Source organism: Arthrobacter woluwensis, assembly GCF_900105345.1.
GTDB lineage: Bacteria > Actinomycetota > Actinomycetes > Actinomycetales > Micrococcaceae > Arthrobacter_E > Arthrobacter_E woluwensis.
Genome location: NZ_FNSN01000003.1, coordinates 1,994,691 through 2,009,993 on the forward strand (window position 1 = coordinate 1,994,691; position 15,303 = coordinate 2,009,993).

The window sequence follows — 15,303 nt, forward strand, 5'->3', positions numbered from 1 at the left end:
CCCCCAGAGTAGCGCGCGGGCGGAGCCGCAGCCCGGTAAAATTCATCCGTGCCCTTCCTCAACCGCCTCGCCGCCTGGGCCGAGGAATCGCCGCAGCGGCAGGCCGTGCGTGTCGGCCGTGAATCCCTGAGCTGGGAAGAGCTGCGCGCGGGGGCGGCCGCCTTGTTGGACCGCGTTCCCGATGGCGGCTACAGCCTGCTCCAGGAGCCGAACTCCCTCGACTTCATCCTCCGCTGGGTCGCCGGAGTGAGCGGTTCGCGGCGGTGCGTCGTGCTCGATGCCGGCCTCCCGGACGACCTTGCAGCCCGGATCCGCGCCGAGGTCGCCGCGCACTGGGGTGCGGCGGATGCCCTCTCCGCGCGCACCGTCAGGGGCCTCACCGCGGCGCCGGACGGACCGAGCCGGGAAACCGTCGTCGAGCATCATGCCGCTCCCCAGGGCGGCGATCTGGTGGACGGCCCGTCCGGCACTCCCTTCCTGCTCGCCCTGACGTCCGGGACGGCGACGCTGCCGAAGGCGATCGTGCGGACCCGGGAATCCTGGCAGGCGTCCTTCGCGTCGTCCACGGAGTTCTTCGGACTCACGCGAGACGAGGTCACGTTGGCCCCGGGACCGCTCTCCTCGGGACTCGGGCTGTACGCGCTGTCTGAATGTCTCCATGCCGGCGGGGAGTTCCGGACACTCGAAGCGTTCGAGGTGGACGCGGTGCATGACGCCGTGGAGCACGACGGCGTGACGCGCCTGGTGCTCGTGCCGTCGATGCTGCGGGTGCTGGCCGAGGGCGGCATGCTGGCGGGCTCCGACGCCTCCTCGCTGCGCAGCATCGTCGTCGCCGGCGCGAAGCTGGACCCCCGGACTCTCGAAGCGGCCCGGCGCTGGGCGCCGGCGGCGCGGATCCACGAGTATTACGGCGCCCAGGAAATGAGCTTCGTGAGCGGTTCCTGTCTGGCGCCCGACGATCCTCTGACGGACCGTCTCCTGGCCTCGACGAGTGTGGGCCGCCCGTTCCCGGGGGTCTCCCTCGCGATCCTCGACCCGTCAGGCGTACCGCTTCCCGACGGCCATACCGGGTCGATCGCCGTGCGCAGCGCGATGGTCGGTGAAGGTTACCTCTGGGGCGACGCGAAGGATTTCGAGCGGTTCGGAGAGTGGGCGACGGTCCACGATCAGGGGTTCCTCCACGAGGGCGAGCTGCACTTCCTGGGCCGGGCCTCCGACATGATCGAGAGCGGCGGACTCGTCCTTCACCCGCAGGAGATCGAGCGGGCCCTCAGCACGCTGCCCGGCGTCGAGTTCGCCCTGGTCGCAGGCGTCGACGATCCGCTCCGCGGAGAGCGCCTGGTGGCGGCCGTGCGGACCGAGCACCGTGGCATCGGTGAGGGTCAGCTCCGGATGGGCCTGGCCGACCTCCTGGATCCCCGGATGCTGCCCGAGGCGTTCCATGAGCTGCGCGAGGTGCCGCTGACCGCCAGGGGCAAGGTCAGCCGTGCCGTGCTCCGCGAGTGGATTCTCGACGGCGACCCCCGGGTGCCCACGCTTCCCGTCTGATCCGCAGTGTCCGGCACACCACGGGCCGTGGGCGCCGGCTCTTCAGCCGGCGCCCACGGCCCGATGGTGTTCCCGGAATCGGTTCCGTGACGCGTCAGATCTTGGCGGAGGCGTCTTTGAGCACGGAGCGCAGGATGCCCTCGATCTCACGGAACTCGGCGGGGCCGATCGTCAGTGGCGGCGCCAGCTGGATGACGGGGTCGCCGCGGTCGTCGGCGCGGCAGTACAGTCCGGCGTCCCAGAGGGCGGGGGAGAGGTAGTCCCGCAGCAGCCGGTCCGACTCCTCCGCGTTGAACGTCTCCCGGGTGGCCTTGTCCTTGACCAGCTCGATGCCGAAGAAGTAGCCCTCGCCGCGGACGTCGCCCACGATGTCGAGGTCCAGCAGCTTCTCGAGTTCGGCACGGAACAGCGGGGAGTTCTCCCGGACCCGGCCGTTGAGATCCTCCTCCTCGAAGATGTCGAGGTTCTCCAGCGCAGCCGCAGCGGCGGCCGGGTGACCGGCGAAGGTGAAGCCGTGATAGAAGGTGTTCTCCACGGAGTTGAACGGCTCGGACACCTTGTCCGCCACGATCATCGCGCCCAGGGGGACGTACCCCGAGGTGATGCCCTTGGCCGAGGTGATGATGTCCGGCTCGTAGCCGAGGGCCTTGGAGGCGAAGAAGTCGCCCACCCGGCCGTAGGCGCAGATGACTTCGTCGCTGACCAGGAGCACGTCATACTGATCGCAGATCTCCCGGACGCGCTGGAAGTAGCCGGGCGGCGGCGGGAAGCAGCCACCGGAGTTCTGCACCGGCTCCAGGAAGACCGCGGCCACGGTGTCCGGGCCCTCGAAGAGGATGGCCTCCTCGATCCGGTTGGCGGCCCACTGTCCGAACGCTTCGAGGTCGTCGGTCGGGGCGCCCATCTCGCCGGCGCGGTAGAAGTTGGTGTTCGGCACACGGTGGCCGCCGGGCGTGAGCGGTTCGTAGAACTTCTTCATGTCCGGGATGCCGGTGATCGCGAGGGCGCCCTGGGGCGTGCCGTGGTAGGCGACCGCACGCGAGATCACCTTGTGCTTCATCGGCTTGCCGCGCAGCTTCCAGTAGTGCTTGGCGAGCTTGAACGCGGACTCCACGGCTTCGCCGCCGCCGGTGGTGAAGAAGACCTTGTTCATCTCACCGGGTGCGTACGAGGAGAGCCGTTCGGACAGCTCGATGGCCGCCGGGTGGCCGTAGGACCAGATCGGCATGAAGTCCAGCTGCTTCATCTGCCGCGCGGCGGCGTCGACGATCCGCTGGCGGCCGTGACCGGCGTTGACCACGAACAGGCCCGAGAGGCCGTCGATGTACTTCCGGCCGTCGGCGTCGTAGATGTGGTGCCCTTCGCCGCGCGTGACGATCGGGATGCCGTCATTGAGCACCTTGCGGGAGGTGAAGTGGGGCCAGAGGTGCTTGGCCGCCTTCTCCTGCAGTGCTGCGGTGTCGTGCGGTCCCTCAGGGCTGAAAGGTGTTCTCATCGTGTTCCCCAACCGTATTTCTGTTTCCGGAGTTCGAGATAGACGAACGTCTCCGTGGATGCCACGCCGTCGATGGTCCTGATCTCGCTGTTGAGCAGGTCGATCAGGTCTGAGTCGTCCTCGCACACCAGTTCGGCGAGGATGTCGAAAGACCCTGCGCTGAGCACCAGATAGGAGACCGCCGGGAGCTGCGCCAGGGTGTCGGCCACGCGGCGGGTGTCGCCCGTGGTCTTCACCCCGATCATGGTCACCCGGTGGAATCCCAGACTCATGGGGTCGGTGACGGCCACGATCTGCATGACCCCGGCGTCCATGAGTTTCTGCACCCGCTGCCGCGCGGCGGCCTCGCTCAGGCCGACGGCCTTGCCGAGTTCCGCATAGGACCGGCGTCCGTCTTCCTGCAGGAGTTCCACCAGTCGCTTCGACGTGTCATCGAGCTGGAGGGCGTTCTTTCCACGGCTCATACTCCGATTCTGTGGCAAATCTCCCGATTAAGCAACGGAATCAGTTGAGAAATGTTCATCAGACGATGGAATTCATGGCTGACGCTCAGGGAGTGGGGAGTTCGGGGCCGCGTCGGCCAGGCCGCGGGCCGCCAGGGCGTCGCCCGTCCGCTGGGCGTAGGCGACGGAAGCGATGAGCACGGGCATCGCGCGGGCCCGCGGATTCCGTTCCAGACCCCGGGCGCGTGCCGCGTCCCGCACCGTGGAGAAGGTGCCGATGAGATAAGGGATGCTGCGCAGGGTGATCGCGATGACCAGCGCAAGCCGTTCCGGATCCACACCCCAGCGCCTCAGGGGCCGGGCAGCGGACACCACGCCGTCCAGCAGCACGGGAACGGGTGTGGTCAGCGTGAGTAGCGAGGCGGCTACGATGCAGGCGTACACATTCGCCACGATGCTCACGGCCTGGGCGGGCCCCAGCTGCCACCACTGGAACGCCAGCACGGCGAGCAGCAGCGGAGCCGGCCCGGCCAGCAGACGGACCAGCCGCCGGGCGCCGAGCCGGGCCGACGCGAACAGCAGGACCATGACCGCCAGGGCGGCGAGCGACGCGATCCAGGACTTGAGCCAGAAGGTGCCCAGCCCCAGGAGCACCACACCGAGGAACTTCAGCCCGAGGGGCGAACGGTGCAGCCACGAGTCGCCGGGCACGTAATCCCCCAGGGGATAGCGTCCGGCGCTCATGAGCGCTCGGCCAGGCACAGGCGGCGGTAATGCGCGACGGCGTCCGCGGCGCCGCCGTCGAACACCACGCGGGCGTTCTCGACCACCAGCACCCGTTCCATGTCCAGGACCAGCTCCAGATCATGGGTGGCCAGGACGATCTGCTGGGGGAGGCCGGCCAGCGTCCGGCGGAGGAGTTCGCGGTTCCGCAGGTCCAGGAGAGTGGACGGCTCATCGAGCACCAGCACGCGGGGCTCCACGGCCAGGACGCTTGCCAGCGCCATGAGCTGACGTTCGCCGCCGGACAGTTCGTACACGCTCTGGTCCGCGAGATGCAGGAGACCGAAACGCGTCAGGATCTCCTCGGCCCGTGCCCGGCGGTCCTTCCGGGGCACGGTGCGGCGCAGGGAGAGTTCCAGGTCCTCCCGGCCGGTGGGCATCACCAATTGGCTCAGGGGGTCGGTGAACACGAAGCCCACCTCCGTCCGAACGCCGCGCCCCTCCCGGCGGGTGTCCCGGCCGTGGACCGAGACCGTCCCGGACGTCGGCTCCTGCAGGCCGTTCAGGAGGCGGAGCAGCGTGGACTTGCCCGAGCCGTTGGCTCCGAGCACGCCGACGCGGCGTTCCTCGAGGTCGAGGCGTGGCACGTCCAGGATGGTGCGGGCGGGGCGCTCGTCGTCGGCGGAGACGCGGACGACGACGTCGCGCAGTTCGATCGCGCTCATGGAACCGCGGTCTCCGCTCAGCGCTGCTCGTCGGACGCCGGGGCCGGGGCGCCCTGGGCGGCGGCGCGGCGCAGCAGGATGTCGGGGAACGCCCGGTGCAGGGCGACCGCCAGGGGAGCCGCCACCAGGTTCTTGAGGATGTCGCCCGGGTAGAAGGCCAGGTCCGCCAGGAACGCGGCGGACAGGGATGTGCGCCCGTTGATCATGATGCCCAGGGGGCCGAGGGTGTGGGTCAGGAGCAGGCTGCTGCCGAAGGCGGCCAGGAAGAACCACAGGGTCCGGGGCTTGAGGCGCCTGCGCAGCACGCGGGTGGCCAGGAAACCGGCCAGTCCCGCGACCAGCGGGAACGCGATGATGTACCCGGCGGAAGGGCCGGCCAGGACACCGAGCCCCGCACGTCCCTGGGAGAAGATCGGGAGGCCGGCCAGGCCCAGCACCACATAGAGGCCCACGGCGGCGATCGCCCGGGGTCCGCCGAGCACCAGCCCGGTGAGCACGACCGCCAAGGTCTGGATGGTGATCGGCACGCCGACTCCGCCGATGCTGATGCCGGGAACCAGCGCGGACGCGGCGACCAGGGCGGCGAAGACGGCCACGAGGGCCAGATCGCGCGCTCCCCAGCGCTCGGTGGATCGGGTGCCTCCTGCGGGGAGGGGCGTCTGCTCGGTCACGGTTTCCTCTTTCAGCTGTGCCATGCGGTCCACCTTAGGACCGCGGAAACGGGCCGTTTTTGTGGGCTTCCTCCAAGGGAAGTGTGGGTGCGTGGTGGAATTCCACAAGGCCCGCTGACCGGGTGCGGGGCAGTGGCGTGAAGGGCGTCAGACGGGAGCCGGTAGAATCGATGAGGCCCCTCTCGCACTCCTGGTGTGTCGTGTCCGCCGCGGACACCGAATCGGCCACTCCCACGCACCCTTCGGAAGGCACTCTCGTGATCAGCGTCCAAGACCTCGAATTGCGCGCTGGCGCGCGCCTGCTCATGGACCAGGTGACGTTCCGCATCGACAAGGGTGACAAGATCGGGCTGGTCGGCCGCAATGGCGCCGGCAAGACCACCCTGACCCGCGTCCTCGCAGGCGAGGGTGTTCCGGCCGGCGGCACCGTGACGAGGGCCGGCGAGATCGGCTACCTGCCGCAGGACCCCCGCACGCCGGACATGGAGCAGCTCGCCCGGGACCGGATCCTCTCCGCCCGTGGCCTGGACGTCATCACGCGCAAGCTCAAGAAGGCCCAGGAGGAGATGGCCAGCGAGGACGAGGCCGTGCACCGCAAGGCCATGAACCGGTACGACCGTCTGGAAGCCGAGTTCCTGGCCGGCGGCGGATACGCCGCCGAGTCCGAAGCCGCCACGATCTCCGCGAACCTGGCGCTGCCCGAGCGCATCCTCAACCAGCCGCTCAAGACTCTCTCCGGTGGTCAGCGCCGTCGCGTGGAGCTCGCCCGCATCCTGTTCTCGGGTGCGGACACCATGCTGCTGGATGAGCCCACCAACCACCTCGACGCCGACTCGATCGCCTGGCTGCGGGACTTCCTCAAGAGCCACCAGGGCGGCCTGATCGTGATCAGCCACGATGTGGATCTTCTCGAGGCCACCGTCAACAAGGTCTACCACCTCGATGCGAACCGCTCGACGATCGACTACTACAACATGGGCTGGAAGCGCTATCTCCAGCAGCGCGAGACGGACGAGCGCGCCCGCCGTCGTGAGCGTGCGAACGCCGAGAAGAAGGCGTCCGTCCTGCTCGACCAGGCCAACAAGATGCGCGCGAAGGCCTCCAAGGCCACGGCCGCGCAGAACATGATCAAGCGTGCCGAGCGGATGCTGGGCGGCCTGGAGGACGTGCGCGCCGCGGACCGCGTGGCCGCGCTGCGCTTCCCGGAGCCCGCGCCCTGCGGCAAGACCCCGCTGACCGCGGAGGGCCTGAGCAAGTCTTACGGATCGCTCGAGATCTTCACGGACGTGGATCTCGCGATCGACCGCGGCTCCCGCGTCGTGGTGCTCGGCCTCAACGGCGCCGGCAAGACCACGCTCCTGCGCATGCTCGCGGGCGTCGACGCGCCGGACACGGGCGAGGTCATCGCCGGCCACGGGCTCAAGATCGGCTACTACGCTCAGGAGCACGAGACGCTCGACCACGACCGGACGGTCCTGGAGAACATGCGCTCCGCCGCTCCCCAGCACATGACGGACACCGAAGTGCGGAGCATCCTCGGCTCGTTCCTGTTCGTGGGCGACGACGTCGACAAGCCGGCAGGTGTGCTCTCCGGTGGCGAGAAGACTCGCCTGGCCCTGGCGACCATCGTGGCCTCCAGCGCCAATGTGCTGCTGCTCGACGAACCCACCAACAACCTGGACCCGGCCAGCCGCGCCGAGATCCTGGGCGCCCTCGCGAACTACCAGGGCGCCGTGGTGCTGGTCTCGCACGACGAGGGCGCGGTCGAGGCCCTCAACCCGGAGCGCGTCGTGCTGCTCCCGGACGGCGTCGAGGACCTCTGGAACGCCGACTACCTGGACCTGATCACGCTCGCCTGAGCCGCGAGGGACAGCGCGAGGTGGACGGCAAGGGGCCCCACGGATGATTCCGTGGGGCCCCTTGCGGTTCGCGGGGTCAGGCGACGCGGCCGCTTGAGGCGCCGCTTACTTGAAGCCCTGCGCGTCGAGGATCGCGTCTTCCTCGTCCTCGGCACTGCGGCGTCCCGCGGCACGCCGCTCGGCGGTCTTGCGCTCGGCCTTTTTGCGATTCTGGCGCCAGTACTTCGCCGCGGTATGCGACGACGGCGGCACGGCGCCGGCGCCTGCCGCGGACTCCGCGCCGGGCTCGCCGGTGCCCTGGCCGCCGTCGTCGAGCGTCTCACCGGCGGCTGCGGCGGCTCGCGCAAGCTCGGCGTCCTCGGCATCCAGGGCGTCATTCTTGGCCTGCTGGCGGGCGGCATAGCCGAAACCGAGGATCATGAGCACTCCGAAGGCGAACCACTGGAGTGAGTACGAGAGGTGCGTGCCTTCGTCCGTGGCGGGCATCGGAAGCTGCATCGGGGCCACGGCGGGTGCGGGGGACTCGGACGCCATGCGGCCGTAGGCGCCCGTGAGCAGGGGGTACTTTACCTGGCTCGCGAACTGGTTCAGGTCGATCGACGCGATCTGCCCGGACGGTGCGCCGCGGTCCAGGGCGGGCTCCGACGGCCGCAGCCGCACGACCACGGTCACGTCGCCGCGGGGCGCGTCCGGGATCGAGTCCGGCCGTCCGTTCTCCTTGTTGCCGATGGGGAGGAAGCCGCGGTCCACGATCACGGTGTCGCCGGAATCGACCCGGAACGGCACCAGCACTTGATATCCGGGCTGTCCGTTGAGGGTCCGGTTCCGCACGATCAGCTGGTCCTGCGGCAGGTACGTTCCGTGGAGCTTCACCTGCGACCACTCGCGGGCGGTGTCCATGTGCTCGAACAGCGGTTCCGCCTGGGCGAACGCCACTGGTGCGGAGTTGTAATTGGTGACGATCCGGTTGATGTTCGCCTGGGTTTCGGCCCGGCGGTCCATCTGCCAGCGGCCCAGGAGCACGCACGCGATCGCGAAGACGATGGCCAGGACGAAGTACCCCATCCAGCGGCGGGAGAAGAGGAAACGGTACATCTAGGCCGGCGCTCCTGGCGTGTCGGGGTCCGCGGTCGGTTCGGGAGCCGGATCGAACGGCACGGTCTCCTTCCAGAAGGACCGCTGGCGGAGGTAGTCCTCCAGCCAGTCGCGGTGCTCCGGGCAGGCGAGCCAGATCTTCCGGCGTTCCGGCGTGTGGATCTTCGGATTGTTCCAGAGCACCTGCCAGGCGGCGGGAGCGCGGCAGCCCTTGCGGGAGCAGATGGCCTCGGGGGTGGCCTGAGCGCTCCGGTCCGAGCCGGCCTGACTCAAGGCGTCGAAGAAGCTCATGCGGCGTCCCCCTGCCGCGGGTTCGGGCGCGTGGTGGGGTCGGCGGGTCGGGCCGACTCGACGATCTCGCCCTGGATGATCTGGCCTGCATTCCCGTCCGAGGACGAGGTGGAGTCTTCCGGTGTGCCGTCGCCGGGTTTCGTGGCTTCAGCCGGGAGGGCGGCCTGGAGCGGTGTGCCGATCAGGTGGTCGCTGGGGGTCTCGGCCTTGTCCCCGCCATTGGCGATGATCACCGCGAACCACGGCAGGAAGACGGCGCCGGCCACGGCAATGAGCTTGAACCAGCCGTCCAGCACGAACAGAAGGCCGAGGCAGGCCATGCGGATGCCCATCGCGACGGCGTACTTGATCATCCGGGAGCGGATCTCATCGGAATGCGCAGTACCGGCGTCGGTGATGCTCACGACCTCGGCGTTCTGGGCCGACCGGGGGTGCCGGCCTCCGCCTTGCTGGTTCGTCACGGTTCTCACTCACGCTCCAATATGCTTCACATCCATTCTCTCACCGTGTGCCATGAGCCCAAAAACGAGCGGACCGATAGGATGCAATCCGTATCGAATGACGTTTCGATGGATGAGTGTCGAATCATCGAATGATGAGTATGGAAGCGAGAGCGTGCATGAGCGAGCAGAGCACCACGGGCCGCAGCGTCCTGGTCACCGGCGGGAACCGGGGCATCGGACTGGCCATCGCCCAGGAGTTCCTGGCCAATGGTGACAAGGTCGCGGTGACGTACCGGACCGCGACGGAACTGCCCGAGGGGATCCTCGGCGTCCAGGCGGACGTCACTGACGAGGCCTCCCTCGACGCCGCGTTCAAGCAGGTCGAGGATGCGCACGGTCCCGTGGAGGTGCTGGTGGCCAACGCCGGCATCACCAAGGACACCCTGCTGCTCCGCATGAGCGAGGATGACTTCACCTCCGTGCTCGACACCAACCTCACCGGCTCCTTCCGCGTGCTCAAGCGCGCCATCAAGGGCATGATCCGCCTGCGCAAGGGCCGTGTGGTGTTCATCTCCTCCGTGGTCGGCCTCTACGGCTCGCCGGGCCAGATCAACTACTCGGCCTCCAAGTCCGGCCTGGTCGGCATGGCCCGCTCGCTCACGCGTGAACTCGGCTCCCGCGGCATCACCGCGAACGTGGTGGCCCCCGGCTTCATCAACACGGACATGACGGCGGAGCTGCCCGAGGAGACCCAGAAGAACTACCTCTCCACCATCCCGGCGGGTCGCTTCGCCGAGGCGGAGGAAGTGGCCCGCGTGGTCCGCTGGATCTCCAGCGATGAAGCCGCCTACATCTCCGGCGCCGTCATTCCGGTGGACGGCGGCCTGGGCATGGGTCACTGACCCCTGATTTCTTCCGCTTGACGCGGTTCCCCCTGAATTTTCTTCCCTGATTCCAAGGAGCACTTATGGGAACTCTGGACAACAAGACCGCCATCGTCACGGGCTCTTCCCGTGGCATCGGGGCAGAGGTCGCCAAGATCCTCGCCGGTGAAGGCGCGGCCGTGGTGGTCAACTACCGTCAGAAGGCGCCCCGCGCCAACAAGGTGGTGCAGCAGATCACCGAGGCCGGAGGCCGGGCCGTGGCCGTCGCCGCCGACCTGACCACCGAGGACGGGGCCCAGGCCCTGGTCGACGCCGCCCAGGAGAACTTCGGCGGCCTGGACATCCTCGTCCTGAACGCCTCCGGCGGCATGGAGACGGGCCTTGGCGAGGACTACGCGCTGCGCCTGAACCGTGACGCGCAGGTCAAGATGCTCGAGACCGCCACGGCCGTCATGCCAGCCGGTTCGCGCGTGGTGTTCGTCACGAGCCACCAGGCCCACTTCATCGACACCGTGCCCACGATGCCGGAGTACGAGCCGGTCGCGCGCAGCAAGCGTGCGGGCGAGACCGCACTGCGCGAGTTCATCCCGGCGCTCGAGGCCAAGGGCATCAGCTTCGTGGTCATTTCCGGCGACATGATCGAGGGCACCGTCACGGCCACCCTGCTCGACCGCGCCCGTCCCGGTGCGATCGCCGAGCGCCGTGCCGAGGCCGGCAAGCTGTTCACGGTGGAGGAGTTCGGCGTGGAGGTCGCCCGCATGGTGACGGCCGACGTCCCCACGGGCCACACCGAGTACGCCGGCGGCGCGGGGCACTTCCAGAAGTAGCACCCACCCCGGATACGACGACGGCGGCCGCATCCCTCAGGGGGAACGGCCGCCGTCGTGCGTCTGACGGGGGTGCCGTGTCAGGCCAGGGGGACACCCGCCAGGACCGCCACGGCGTCCAGGTTCGGGACGTTGATGGCGGCGTCCGCGGCGGCCTGCACCGCGGGCTTCGCGTTGAACGCGACGCCGAGGCCCGCCGTCGCGAGCATGTCCAGGTCGTTCGCGCCGTCGCCGACCGCGATCGCGGCTTCGAGCGGCACGCCGGAGGCCTGGGCCCACTCGCGGAGGCGGCTGGCCTTCGTGGCGCGGTCCACCACGTCGCCGGCGACACGGCCGGTCAGCAGGCCGTCCTGGACCTCCAGGTCGTTGGCCAGCCAGAAGTCGAGACCCAGTTCTTCGGCGAGCGGCCCCAGGATCTGGTTGAAGCCGCCCGAGACCACGGCCACCCGGTGCCCGGCGCCGTGGAAGGCGTCCACGAGCCGCTGCGCCCCCACGCTGAGGCGGACGGCCTGACGGACTTCGTCGAAGACGGTCTCGGGCAGGCCGGCCAGCTGGGCCACACGCTGGTGGAGACTCGCTGCGAAGTCGAGCTCGCCCCGCATGGCGGCCTCGGTCACCGCGGCCACTTCGGCCTCCTTGCCGGCATGGGCCGCGATCAGCTCGATGACCTCCTGCTGGATGAGGGTCGAGTCGACGTCCATGATGAGAAATTTCCGCTCGGCCTGGCGGAGCGCGTACGGCACGACCGCCACGTCGATGCTCAGGCCGGCCTCGGCCAGCGCTTCACGGGCCGAGACGAGCCACTGTTCCGGGACCACCGAGGCGGCGTCCGCGTCGGCCGGGGCCACCACGGTCAGCTCGGCCGCCTGAAATCCTTCCGCGCTGACGGGCCGCCACTCGCCGTCCACCGCTCCGTGCCGTGCGAGGACGGCGGACGCCTCCTCCAGGGCTGTGGCGGAGAGTTCCGGGGCATAGGCGAGGGCGGAGAAGTGTGACTGCATTCAGCCATGGTAGCCAGCGTTGCGGTTATCCATGGAACCCACTTTTACCCTAAGGTTTTATGTCATGAGTGAAGTCCTCCAGTTGAGCCATGTCTCGGTGCGCCGGGGCCGGAAAACACTTCTGAACGATGTTTCCTGGCAGGTCAACGACGGCGAGCGGTGGGTGGTGCTCGGTCCGAACGGCGCGGGCAAGACCACGCTGCTCCAGCTGGCGGGTGCGCGGATGCACCCGAGCGACGGCACCGTGGACATCCTCGACGAGCGCCTCGGCCGCGTGGACGTCTTCGAACTGCGTCCCCGGATCGGACTGTCCTCGGCCGCCCTGGCCAATCACATCCCGGAGGACGAGACCGTCCTCAACGTGGTCGTCACCGCGGCCTACGGCGTGACCGGCCGCTGGCGTGAGGGCTACGAACGCGCCGATGAGCGCCGCGCCTTCCGCCTCCTGAACGCCTGGGGGATGGGCCCCCTCCTCAACCGGCAGTTCGCCACGCTGAGTGAAGGCGAACGCAAGCGCACCCAGATCGCGCGTGCCCTCATGACCGACCCCGAGCTGCTCCTCCTCGACGAGCCCGGCGCCGGCCTGGATCTCGGCGGACGCGAGGAGCTCGTCGCCGAGCTGTCCAAGCTCGCCGCCGACCCGATGTCCCCGGTGACCATCCTGGTGACGCATCACCTGGAGGAGGTCCCGCCGTCGTTCACGCATGCTCTGCTGCTGCGCGACGGCGAGGTGGTGACCGCCGGTCCGATCGCCGACGTGCTGACCGAGGACCACCTCAGCGCCACCTTCGGCCTGCCGCTGACCGTCACGCACGACGCCGGACGGTACACCGCCCGCGCCCGCGCCTAGGAGCCGCCCGTCATGGAGTGGCTGCACGGCGCGCTGATCTTCCTCGCGGGCATCTGGGCCGGGACCATCAACACGGTGGTGGGCTCGGGCACGCTCGTGACGTTCCCCGTGCTGGTCGCGCTGGGAACAGCCCCCGTGACGGCGTCCATCAGCAACGCCATGGGCCTGATCGCCGGCAACGTCTCCGGAGCCCTCGGGTACCGGAAGCAGCTCCAGGGCCGCTGGCGGTCGCTGGCCACCCTCATGCCGGCCTCGCTGCTCGGCGGGGTCACCGGCGCCTACCTCCTGCTGCACCTCCCGGAGGAGGTGTTCCAGTACGTCGCCCCGGTGCTGATCGTGTGCGCACTCCTCCTGGTGGTCTTCCAGCCCCGGCTGCAGCGCTGGGTCCGGAACCGCGAGCAGGTGCCCGGCAACGCCCTCAAGGACAAGAACCACGGAGTCCTGCTCCTGGTCCTGGTGTTCCTGGCCGGCGTCTACGGAGGCTACTTCGTAGCCGCGCAGGGCGTGCTGCTGGTGGGCATCCTCGGGGTCTTCATGGCCGGCACCATGCAGCAGGCCAACGCGATGAAGAACTTCCTGGTCCTGGCGGTGAACGTCGTCGCGGCGGTGTCCTATCTGCTGTTCGCCTTCGACCGGATCAGCTGGCCCGTGGTGGCTCTCATCGCGGTCTCCTCCCTGATCGGTGGTCTGCTGGGCGCGAAGATCGGGCAGAAGCTCAAGCCGGTGGTGCTCCGCACCGTGATCGTGGTGCTGGGCCTCCTGGCACTGGCCGTGATGCTGGGCAAGCTGCTGGCATAATCCTTGGGTGCCCTTCATCGCCCTTGAGAATGCCTCCGATCCCCGGATCGCCGACTACCGCAACCTCACCGACGTCCAGCTGCGCCTGAAGACCGAACCCGAGCGCGGCCTCTACATCGCGGAGTCGTCCCGCGTGGTGCGGCGGGCCATCGCCGCAGGTCACCGGCCCCGGTCCTTCTTCCTCACGGAGAAGTGGATCAAGGATCTCGCCGACGTCCTGGAACAGTTCCCCGACGTCCCGGCGTACGTGGGGGAATCCGCGGTCTTGGAGGAGATCACCGGCTTCCACCTCCACCGGGGAGCTCTGGCCGCCATGGAGCGTCCCGCGCCCCGTGCGCTGCAGGAAGTGCTCGACGGCGCGCGGCGGGTCGCCGTGCTGGAGGACATCACGGACCACACGAACCTCGGGGCCATGTTCCGCAGCGCCGCCGGCCTGGGCATTGACGCGGTGCTGGTGACGCCGCGCTGCGCCGACCCGCTCTACCGCCGATCGATCCGCGTGAGCATGGGCACGGTCTTCCAGGTGCCGTGGGCCCGCCTGGACTCGTGGCCCGAGGGGATCGAAGAGCTGCAGGCCGCGGGCTTCACCGTGGCCGCGATGGAGCTCACCCCGGAATCCCTGACCATCGACGCCCTCGCGGCGCGCAGCCCGGAGCGGCTCGCCCTGATCCTCGGGACCGAGGGCGCCGGCGTCACGCCCGAGGCGCTGGAGGCCGCCGACGTCGCGGTGGAGATCCCGATGCGGCCCGGCGTGGACTCGCTCAATGTGGCCGCGGCGTCCGCCGTCGCGTTCTGGGAGCTGCGGGCGCGCTGACAGCCGGTGCGGGCCGGTGCGTGACCTGGCCCGCGTTGCTACCGTGGTGTCATGAGCGAAGCACTGGATGAGGGGCCGTTCTATCACGGCACCAAGGCCGATCTGAAGGCCGGCGATCTTCTCACGGCGGGGTTCCGGTCCAATTACAAGCCGGAGATCGTGATGAACCACATCTACTTCACCGCGCTGCGGGACGGGGCCGGGCTGGCCGCCGAGCTCGCCGCGGGGGAGGGCGAACCGCGGGTGTATCTCGTGGAGCCGACCGGCGAGTTCGAAAACGATCCGAACGTCACGGACAAGAAGTTCCCCGGCAACCCCACCCGCTCCTACCGCAGCACGGAACCCCTTCGGATCCTCGGCGAAGTGACCGACTGGACACGCCTGACCCCGGAGGCGCTTCAGGGCTGGCGGGACCGGCTCGCGGCCATCCGAGCGGACGAGCGTGCGGAGATCATCAACTGACCACTCCGGTTGGCCCGGGTGGTGGCCGATGCTGTAGAGTTGACAGCTGGCCGTCATGGCCACCGAATCATCCCTGCTGCTGGCAAAATCCAGTGGCGCGAACAAAGGCCCCAAGATGAAGTCTGATATCCACCCGAAGTACCAGGCCATCGTTTTCAACGATCTGGCTTCCGGCGTCAAGTTCCTGACCCGCTCCACCGCGACCTCCTCGAAGACCATCGAGTGGGAAGACGGCAACACCTACCCCGTCATCGACGTGGAAGTCTCCTCTGAGTCGCACCCGTTCTACACGGGCAAGCAGCGCATCATGGACTCCGCCGGCCGCGTGGAGCGCTTCAACGCTCGCTTCAAGGGCTTCGGCAAGAAGTAATCTC

Annotated in this window: 18 protein-coding genes; 9 read left to right on the forward strand and 9 right to left on the reverse strand. The window is 68.9% G+C overall.

Annotation, left to right across the window (positions count from 1 at the left end):
- Positions 1-48 precede the first annotated feature (48 nt).
- On the forward strand, positions 49-1,548 hold the full coding sequence (locus tag BLV63_RS09755) for a class I adenylate-forming enzyme family protein (protein ID WP_066212182.1): 1,500 nt from the start codon (positions 49-51) through the stop codon (positions 1,546-1,548).
- 94 nt (positions 1,549-1,642) lie between these two features.
- Here BLV63_RS09755 and BLV63_RS09760 read toward each other — a convergent pair whose 3' ends face one another.
- From BLV63_RS09760 to BLV63_RS09780, 5 genes are all read right to left on the reverse strand, one after another.
- Positions 1,643-3,043 (reverse strand): aspartate aminotransferase family protein, encoded by a 1,401-nt coding sequence (locus tag BLV63_RS09760; protein WP_066212184.1) that lies wholly within the window; start codon positions 3,041-3,043, stop codon positions 1,643-1,645.
- Positions 3,040-3,507: an Lrp/AsnC family transcriptional regulator gene (locus BLV63_RS09765; RefSeq protein ID WP_066212186.1), complete on the reverse strand. Its 468-nt coding sequence runs from the start codon at positions 3,505-3,507 to the stop codon at positions 3,040-3,042. Before BLV63_RS09765 ends, BLV63_RS09760 begins: the two co-directional genes overlap by 4 nt.
- A 72-nt stretch (positions 3,508-3,579) precedes the next feature.
- Positions 3,580-4,230 (reverse strand): energy-coupling factor transporter transmembrane component T family protein, encoded by a 651-nt coding sequence (locus tag BLV63_RS09770; RefSeq protein WP_066212188.1) that lies wholly within the window; start codon positions 4,228-4,230, stop codon positions 3,580-3,582.
- On the reverse strand, positions 4,227-4,934 hold the full coding sequence (locus tag BLV63_RS09775) for an energy-coupling factor ABC transporter ATP-binding protein (protein ID WP_066212190.1): 708 nt from the start codon (positions 4,932-4,934) through the stop codon (positions 4,227-4,229). The genes BLV63_RS09770 and BLV63_RS09775 overlap by 4 nt, the downstream gene beginning before the upstream one ends.
- A 17-nt stretch (positions 4,935-4,951) precedes the next feature.
- Complete coding sequence (locus BLV63_RS09780; RefSeq protein WP_066213023.1) at positions 4,952-5,629, reverse strand: biotin transporter BioY; 678 nt, start codon at positions 5,627-5,629, stop codon at positions 4,952-4,954.
- A gap of 233 nt (positions 5,630-5,862) precedes the next feature.
- Here BLV63_RS09780 and BLV63_RS09785 point away from each other — a divergent pair, with 233 nt between their 5' ends.
- Positions 5,863-7,464, forward strand: a complete 1,602-nt coding sequence (locus tag BLV63_RS09785; RefSeq protein WP_066213026.1) for an ABC-F family ATP-binding cassette domain-containing protein — start codon at positions 5,863-5,865, stop codon at positions 7,462-7,464.
- 105 nt (positions 7,465-7,569) lie between these two features.
- Here the strand turns inward: BLV63_RS09785 and BLV63_RS09790 are convergent, their stop codons facing one another.
- Genes BLV63_RS09790 through BLV63_RS09800 form a run of 3 tightly spaced genes read right to left on the reverse strand, consistent with a single transcriptional unit; the run spans position 7,570 to position 9,320 of the window.
- Positions 7,570-8,559 carry an SURF1 family cytochrome oxidase biogenesis protein gene (locus BLV63_RS09790; RefSeq protein ID WP_066212192.1) on the reverse strand — a complete coding sequence of 330 codons (990 nt, stop codon included), beginning with the start codon at positions 8,557-8,559 and terminating at the stop codon, positions 7,570-7,572.
- On the reverse strand, positions 8,560-8,850 hold the full coding sequence (locus tag BLV63_RS09795) for a hypothetical protein (protein ID WP_066212194.1): 291 nt from the start codon (positions 8,848-8,850) through the stop codon (positions 8,560-8,562).
- On the reverse strand, positions 8,847-9,320 hold the full coding sequence (locus BLV63_RS09800; protein WP_066212197.1) for a DUF3099 domain-containing protein: 474 nt from the start codon (positions 9,318-9,320) through the stop codon (positions 8,847-8,849). The genes BLV63_RS09795 and BLV63_RS09800 overlap by 4 nt, the downstream gene beginning before the upstream one ends.
- Positions 9,321-9,469: 149 nt before the next feature.
- Here BLV63_RS09800 and BLV63_RS09805 point away from each other — a divergent pair, with 149 nt between their 5' ends.
- Together BLV63_RS09805 and BLV63_RS09810 are read left to right on the forward strand one after the other, a co-directional pair.
- Positions 9,470-10,195: a beta-ketoacyl-ACP reductase gene (locus BLV63_RS09805; protein WP_066212200.1), complete on the forward strand. Its 726-nt coding sequence runs from the start codon at positions 9,470-9,472 to the stop codon at positions 10,193-10,195.
- A 65-nt stretch (positions 10,196-10,260) separates the two neighbouring features.
- Positions 10,261-11,004 carry an SDR family oxidoreductase gene (locus BLV63_RS09810; RefSeq protein ID WP_066212201.1) on the forward strand — a complete coding sequence of 248 codons (744 nt, stop codon included), beginning with the start codon at positions 10,261-10,263 and terminating at the stop codon, positions 11,002-11,004.
- Between the two features lie 80 nt (positions 11,005-11,084).
- Here the strand turns inward: BLV63_RS09810 and serB are convergent, their stop codons facing one another.
- Positions 11,085-12,005 (reverse strand): phosphoserine phosphatase SerB, encoded by a 921-nt coding sequence (gene serB / locus BLV63_RS09815; protein ID WP_066212203.1) that lies wholly within the window; start codon positions 12,003-12,005, stop codon positions 11,085-11,087.
- A gap of 64 nt (positions 12,006-12,069) precedes the next feature.
- Here serB and BLV63_RS09820 point away from each other — a divergent pair, with 64 nt between their 5' ends.
- The 5 genes from BLV63_RS09820 to BLV63_RS09840 all read left to right on the forward strand — a co-directional run bounded on the left by BLV63_RS09820 (position 12,070) and on the right by BLV63_RS09840 (position 15,299).
- Positions 12,070-12,855, forward strand: coding sequence for an ABC transporter ATP-binding protein (locus BLV63_RS09820; protein ID WP_066212205.1), 786 nt, complete (start codon positions 12,070-12,072; stop codon positions 12,853-12,855).
- Positions 12,856-12,867: 12 nt separating this feature from the next.
- Positions 12,868-13,653 carry a sulfite exporter TauE/SafE family protein gene (locus tag BLV63_RS09825; RefSeq protein WP_066212207.1) on the forward strand — a complete coding sequence of 262 codons (786 nt, stop codon included), beginning with the start codon at positions 12,868-12,870 and terminating at the stop codon, positions 13,651-13,653.
- Between the two features lie 7 nt (positions 13,654-13,660).
- Entirely contained in the window at positions 13,661-14,467 is an 807-nt protein-coding gene (locus tag BLV63_RS09830) for a TrmH family RNA methyltransferase (protein ID WP_066212209.1), read from the forward strand.
- 51 nt (positions 14,468-14,518) lie between these two features.
- A complete protein-coding gene (gene arr, locus BLV63_RS09835; protein ID WP_066212211.1) occupies positions 14,519-14,929 on the forward strand; it encodes an NAD(+)--rifampin ADP-ribosyltransferase in 411 nt (136 codons plus the stop codon).
- A 115-nt stretch (positions 14,930-15,044) separates the two neighbouring features.
- Entirely contained in the window at positions 15,045-15,299 is a 255-nt protein-coding gene (locus BLV63_RS09840) for a type B 50S ribosomal protein L31 (RefSeq protein WP_066213029.1), read from the forward strand.
- The last annotated feature ends 4 nt before the right edge of the window (positions 15,300-15,303 follow it).